This window comes from Rathayibacter sp. AY1F3 (assembly GCF_002931975.1).
In the GTDB taxonomy this organism is placed as follows: domain Bacteria; phylum Actinomycetota; class Actinomycetes; order Actinomycetales; family Microbacteriaceae; genus Rathayibacter.
Genome location: NZ_PSVF01000055.1, coordinates 1 through 5,923, shown reverse-complemented (window position 1 = coordinate 5,923; position 5,923 = coordinate 1). Strand labels below are relative to the sequence as shown.

The window sequence follows — 5,923 nt, the reverse complement described above, 5'->3', positions numbered from 1 at the left end:
CCGCCTCCCTCTCGAGGACGCCGCCGACGCACTCGCGGACGTCATGCTCACCGCATGGCGCCGCGTAGGCGCCCTTCCCCGCACCGCGGAGGAGTCGCGGATGTGGCTTTTCGGCATCGCCCGGAACGTCCTCTCGAACAGCACCCGCACTGAGAACAGGCGAGCCGACCTCTCCGGCCGGCTCCGCGGCGTTCTGGCGACCGCTCCTACCGAAGGACGCCCCGCCGACGAAGGAGTCGACGTGCGCGATGCGATCGCCAGGCTCGCGCCAGAACAGGCCGAGCTCGTCCGCCTCATCCACTGGGACGGCTTCTCCATCACCGAAGCAGGACAACTCCTCGGCGTCCCCGCGTCCACGGCACGCACCCGCTACCAACGAGCACGAGAAGACCTGCGGTCGACCCTGGCGGCATCACCAGCAAGCGACGACGACGCCAAGCCCCTCCGAGCGGTCCGCTGAAAGCGTCCCGCAGATCGATCCCCATACGGAACACGCTGCAGCGAATGCCGGTAAGCGACCTGGGGCACGGGCGACGTCGGCTGCGGCGGGAACCGCGGGCAGCGGTCGTGTGTACCGGGATGACGCCTTCCCCAGCCGAGGTCGATACGCTCGCCACTCCGAGGAATGAGGTGGTCGTATGTACGGATCGAAGAGGCTCATCGATTTTGCCGTGGCCGAGGAGCAGGCACGGCGGCAGCGCATGGAAGCCGACCGCGAGACCGCGGATCACGGAGACGATCGCCCTGAGGGGTTCGATGCGAGCTCCACCCCTCTGCCCAGCTACAGACCTCTTGCAAGCGGCCGGGGCGACACTGCTAGCGACGACGCGGAGTAGCCCAGTCGCACAGTGCCGCGAGAACACACGCGCTGAGGAGCGCAACGACGCCGCGAGAAACGCCGCTATAGGTGACCGGTTTAGGATCCCGATACGGGACGCGCGCCAGCACTGTGATACCTCGCGCCACGGTGACCGAACGACGTCGGAACCGACGAGGATCCGAGGCGTGAAGAACAGCAGTGACGGTGAGCACTACCTCCTCCTCAGGACAGCCCTCTGGGCAGACGCCACCGACGTCGTTGGAATCTATGGCAGCGAGCAGCGCGCTCGGGAAGCAGCAGGTTCCTCTACGGGACCCGATCGGTGGACGCTCGAGGAGTGGAGAGGAGACGTGCGCCGCAGCAGTCTCCAGCTCCAGGCCGCTACGCGCTCACGCTGACGCAATGGAGTTGCACGGCTACAGTCACGAAGGAGGGTCGCGATGCGGCGACCGCTGGGGAGGTCGCTGTGGGCGAATCGAATGATGGCCGCTTCAAGAAGCTGCCCGATCGGATCGAGCCGGCTCAGCAGACCGTGAGCGTCCCGGCCAGCGAAGACGACTCCACGACGCCACCGCAACCGCCGGCCGGCGTTCCTGACCTCGTGATCGCGACTCGCGTGGCGGACGCCGCCACGATGACCGGCCTTCTCCGCCGTACGGCGGGGCGCGTTGCACTGACGGTCGTCGTCGTCGCGGCCGGCCTCGTCACCGTCCTCGCCGCGCTCAACCTGCGCTTGTAACCAGACCGATCAGCCGTGAGCGAGGACGGCGCGTCCGACAGCGGCGCCTCTCGACTCGCCCACCGAACATTCCGGGGATCCCATGCTCAGAGCACTTTCGTCCACTTCCATGTTCTGGATCGGTGTCGCCGGGATTCTCCTGGGCATCGTCTTCGGCACGATCGTGCCGTTCTGGATCGCCCCCTACCAAGCCAACGGATCACCCACCGTCGAACAGATCATCAGCACCATCCCGGTCCTCACACGAATCGCGGAGGGCATCGGCTACTCGTTCGTCGCAGGAGCCTTCGTCGTTCGCCACTTCGAGAAGCGCGAACTCGTCGACGCTCGACGGTCCGTGCACTTCGTCGGCCGAGCAGCCCGGAAAGACGAGCAGTAGCCCCTCCGAGCAGTCCGCTGAAAGCGTCCCGCGGATCGATCCCCTTACAGGACACTCTCGGTCGCGAGTCGGTAGCTCCTCGTGGTGAGAGCCGCGTCACGCCTACTGTTCTCCCGTGGGAGAACTCAAGGTAACGAGCTCGGCGGCGATCGAGGCCGCTTCACGTCGCGCCGAGGGGTGGATACGCCGTGGTTGAACGCCTGGACAGCTGGGACCCGAGCAGACTCTCGCCGGACCGGCAGACACCACCCCGCCAACGACGGTTGGTGAGACTGTCGATCGCGCTGGGAGCTCTAGCCGTCGTGGCGGCCGCGGTTCTGTGGGTGGGTGATCTGCTGTTCGGAGTGCATGGCCCTTCCCACTACGTCAGCATCACCAACGACACCGGAGCCTCACTCACCTGGTCCTGCTCCTGGTCCGATCTTCACCTCGCCGCCGGGGAGACAGGTCAGCTGCGAATCCTCGACCAGCCCGACCAGGACTACGGCTGCGTCCCACAAGCAGCGACCCCCTTCGTAGCGGCGGCGCACAACAACGACATCTGCCCGTCACTGACCTCTATGACCGAGGGAAGGCAGTTCACGGCAACCGACTTCGCGAAGACCTACCGCTGCCCGTAGCTGGATACGCGACCGGTGAACGATCCCCTAACGGGACGACCCAAGTCCGATCGAAGGTCAGTAGGCGACGTCAGCGGGCGCTGGCTTCCCGACTCGGCTGTGATCGGGCCGACGGGCTCGGTAGGAAGATCCGGCCAGGAGGACACCTGCAGTCACAGCAGCTAGCGACGTGGCGACGCCGGTAAAGGGCAAGGTGTCCGCGACATCCCACGGGAGAAAGAACGCTCCAGGGTCGGTGAGGGGGTTGATGACCATGAGGAGCCCAACACCAATCAGCGTGACGGGTCGTCCTGGCGAGAGTACGAAGGCCCCGAATATCACGAGCGGGAAGGCGACGGCCCAGACGATCGTTGTGGCGATCCACGTGAAGTCTGACTGTGTGGCGCTGTAGCAACCCTCGTTCAGGCCACCGAGGCACGAGCTCCAGTGCACCAGGAACGCGGCGGCACCAGCAGCCCCGAGCAAGGCGATTGTCCATCCAACCAACTGGCCTGACGTCGCGAGTCGCTTCATGGGCTCAACATAGAACTCGAAGGTGAACCTGAGCTAGATCCACACGGTCGAAGCGAAGGCCACCGCCCCCCTCGCCCCGATGAACGATCTCCATACGGAACAAGCGGTCGTTCGACCGTGCCGTGGGCTGCTCAACCGATGATCATGGCGGTACGCAGAGCGAGAACCCAGCTGGTGACGGCGCCGACCACGCCCAAGGCGAGCAACAGCCACCTCCATCGAGCGTGAGAGCGCCTGCTGGCGCGCATCGCTACGACCAGGAGAACAAGGGTCGCGAGGGCGACAGAGCACAGAGCCGGCCACGCGACGTCAAACCCCGTGCACTGAGGCGGAAGGGACTCGTTGCACGCGAACGAGAATCCGTCGAGGAAGACGCCCGCGACGAGGGCGAGGAGAGTGATTGCGCCCGCGATCGCTGCGGAAGCCTTGAGCGACAGCGTCTGCACAACATCACTATCGGACCAACGGGTGAACGGCAGGAGCGCGCTGGACCACTCGGGTCAGATCCGCATCGGTGAACGATCCTCTTACGGGACGGCCATTGCGCTGACCGGGAGACTCTCCGGCTAACGTGGCTACATGCGGCAGATCGTCCATCTTCATCGGAGGGCCGCTCTCTGTGCTGTACCCGTCGGCGTGGTGCTGGGTGCGCTGCTCGGTCTGGGATTGGTCCTTACGGGTAACTCCGACTTCCGCGAACAGGGCGGGTGGGGCGCCTTCGCCTACTTGATTATGGTGGGCGCCATTATCGGTGGGGTCAGTGCCCTGGCTGCCGTCGCCGGAGGATTCGTGGCGATTCTGATCACTCTGCGGTCGGGACGAGCCACCGAGTCGTCCCCGCTGATCAGCCCTATTGGGCCGGCCGTAGGGTCGAGCGTTCCGTGGGTTGTTGCGGCCGGCGTAGCTGCCGTCGTGGGTGATCCGATGACGGCGGGGATCGCTGTCGGTCTCGGTGTCGTGGCGGCTGTAGTCGGCGGGGTGAGTGCTGCACTACTTCTTCGAGGGGTGAAGTACTCGAGCATCACTACTGCGGCTGACGATTCCGGCGCGCTCACGTCGGTTGTGCAGACGAACTCGAAGACCTGAACGTTCACGGTCATCTGCACGAGGTTTGGGACGCAGCGACGAGCTGTGCAGGCGACCGTGAGGAACGACAGGCGCTCGGTGTCGCGTCTGCGTGCACCGATGAACGATCGTCCACCGGGACGGTCGGCGGACTAGCATTTTCAGCATGGGGCGACGCCAGCACACTAAGGCTCTAGTCCGGTTGGCGTGCGCGGGTACGCTCATGGGCATCTCACTGTGGGTGACCTGGACGACGTCGTCCTACTGGCAGCCATGCACAGGCGCTAGATGGAATGAAATGAACCCGTCCTGCGCTGAGGCCATGTCGTCATACGACCTCATGCCCCTTCTGTATCTCTGGGGCGCCCTCGCTCTCGTCGTTGTAGCTCTGGTGGTCGCACGCCTCGTTCCCTGGGTTCCCGCAGGGGTAGCGACGGTTGCAGCAGTTGTTATCGCCTGCCCTGTGGCAGACCCAGGATTCTTCTGGGTCGAATGGGGCAGCGCCGACAGCACTCCCGGACACGGCCTCTGGACAGCGTGCTGGATTGCAGCAGCCGGTCTAGCCCTCGTCTACCCGTCACGCACCCGGAACCCGAGTATTCGCACAAACACGCCGGATGGAGCAGCTACTACACCGTCCGTCGCTATCTGATCGTTCGGCCCGGTGCACTCCGGGCTGAACACTGCGACGCGATTCGCTTGCGGTGACGCGCTTGCCAGTGGGTCAGGGCAGGCAGCGGAAGGGACGGCGACGGCGCGCGAGAACGAGCAGTGGCCCAAAACGTCGGACCGTCGAACGATTCCCGCACGAGACGTCTCCCGTAGCGATGCCGGTGAGAGCGGCACACCTAGACTCCTGCGCATGACCGCTTCGTCATCCGTGGACGTGTCGCGGCGCCGACGCCGTTCGGCTCGTCGCCGCCTGTCCTTCTTCGGCGTCCTCGGCGAGCTGCTGATGACCGCAGGGGTCCTCGTTCTGCTGTTCCTCGCCTGGCAGCTGTGGTGGAACGACGCCGTGATCGCGGGCCGGCAGGAAGATCAAGCGGCCGAGCTGCGCCAGAGCTGGGGTGATGACGCCCCGTCCGCTGAGGCGCCGTCCGAGCCGAGTGCTGAGCCGGCCGCCCCCGGCGACCCAGTGATCGCGCCAGTCGCAGCTCTAGACACCACGTTCGGCAACCTCTATATCCCCCGGTACGGCGAGGGGTGGGTGCGCACGATCGCTGAGGGCGTCGACGCGGAGAACGTGCTCGACGTGGGCAGTATCGGCCACTACCCGGGAACGCAGATGCCCGGCGAAGTGGGGAACTTCGCGATCGCCGCGCACCGCTCCGCCGCCGGCGGAGGAATGCACCTCATCGATGAGCTGCAACTGGGTGATGCGATCTACATCGAGACCGCCGACGGCTGGTACACCTACCGGTTCCGGAACCTCGAATACGTGCAGCCCTCCGAAGTGCAGGTCATCGATCCGGTCCCCTGGACGAGCGACGTCGCTCCGACCGACCGCCTCATCACGATGACGAGCTGCAATCCGCTGCTGTCGACCGCGGAGCGGATCATCGCCTACGGCGTCTTCGAGTCGTGGCAGCCCCGCTCCGCCGGAGCGCCCGCCGAGCTCGCCGCGTCCCTCGCGACCTGACGTCCGGCGTGGTCGCCGGCGCCCTGACGAGGGCGGCGAGCCGATTTCGTGCTGCGGCAGACGTTTGCGGGTCGGGTGGACATGTACAGGATGAACCCGCTTTCGAAGGAGCCCGTCATGACTGCCGCCCCTGACCGAGACCCCCTGG

Annotated in this window: 7 protein-coding genes; 6 read left to right on the top strand and 1 reads right to left on the bottom strand. The window is 65.8% G+C overall.

Annotated features, from left to right (window positions below):
• From C5C39_RS16890 to C5C39_RS16870, 4 genes are all read left to right on the top strand, one after another.
• The coding region (locus C5C39_RS16890; protein ID WP_104353923.1) for an RNA polymerase sigma factor at nucleotides 1-460 on the top strand (460 nt) is incomplete at its 5' end.
• Between the two features lie 826 nt (nucleotides 461-1,286).
• Nucleotides 1,287-1,559 (top strand): hypothetical protein, encoded by a 273-nt coding sequence (locus C5C39_RS16880; RefSeq protein ID WP_104227086.1) that lies wholly within the window; start codon nucleotides 1,287-1,289, stop codon nucleotides 1,557-1,559.
• A 109-nt stretch (nucleotides 1,560-1,668) separates the two neighbouring features.
• On the top strand, nucleotides 1,669-1,938 hold the full coding sequence (locus C5C39_RS16875) for a hypothetical protein (protein ID WP_104224259.1): 270 nt from the start codon (nucleotides 1,669-1,671) through the stop codon (nucleotides 1,936-1,938).
• Nucleotides 1,939-2,282: 344 nt separating this feature from the next.
• Entirely contained in the window at nucleotides 2,283-2,558 is a 276-nt protein-coding gene (locus C5C39_RS16870; protein ID WP_146078503.1) for a hypothetical protein, read from the top strand.
• A 57-nt stretch (nucleotides 2,559-2,615) separates the two neighbouring features.
• Here the strand turns inward: C5C39_RS16870 and C5C39_RS16865 are convergent, their stop codons facing one another.
• Nucleotides 2,616-3,071 carry a hypothetical protein gene (locus C5C39_RS16865; RefSeq protein ID WP_104224249.1) on the bottom strand — a complete coding sequence of 152 codons (456 nt, stop codon included), beginning with the start codon at nucleotides 3,069-3,071 and terminating at the stop codon, nucleotides 2,616-2,618.
• A gap of 579 nt (nucleotides 3,072-3,650) precedes the next feature.
• Here C5C39_RS16865 and C5C39_RS16855 point away from each other — a divergent pair.
• Together C5C39_RS16855 and C5C39_RS16850 are read left to right on the top strand one after the other, a co-directional pair.
• Nucleotides 3,651-4,157: a hypothetical protein gene (locus C5C39_RS16855; RefSeq protein ID WP_146076974.1), complete on the top strand. Its 507-nt coding sequence runs from the start codon at nucleotides 3,651-3,653 to the stop codon at nucleotides 4,155-4,157.
• A gap of 841 nt (nucleotides 4,158-4,998) precedes the next feature.
• Nucleotides 4,999-5,775: a class E sortase gene (locus C5C39_RS16850; RefSeq protein ID WP_104238310.1), complete on the top strand. Its 777-nt coding sequence runs from the start codon at nucleotides 4,999-5,001 to the stop codon at nucleotides 5,773-5,775.
• Nucleotides 5,776-5,923 lie beyond the last annotated feature (148 nt).

Coding starts and splice junctions, on each gene's coding strand:
- C5C39_RS16850 (WP_104238310.1), top strand. CDS start 4,999: ATGACCGCTTCGTCATCCGTGGACGTGTCGCGGCGCCGACGCCGTTCG.
- C5C39_RS16865 (WP_104224249.1), bottom strand. CDS start 3,071: ATGAAGCGACTCGCGACGTCAGGCCAGTTGGTTGGATGGACAATCGCC.
- C5C39_RS16875 (WP_104224259.1), top strand. CDS start 1,669: ATGTTCTGGATCGGTGTCGCCGGGATTCTCCTGGGCATCGTCTTCGGC.
- C5C39_RS16855 (WP_146076974.1), top strand. CDS start 3,651: ATGCGGCAGATCGTCCATCTTCATCGGAGGGCCGCTCTCTGTGCTGTA.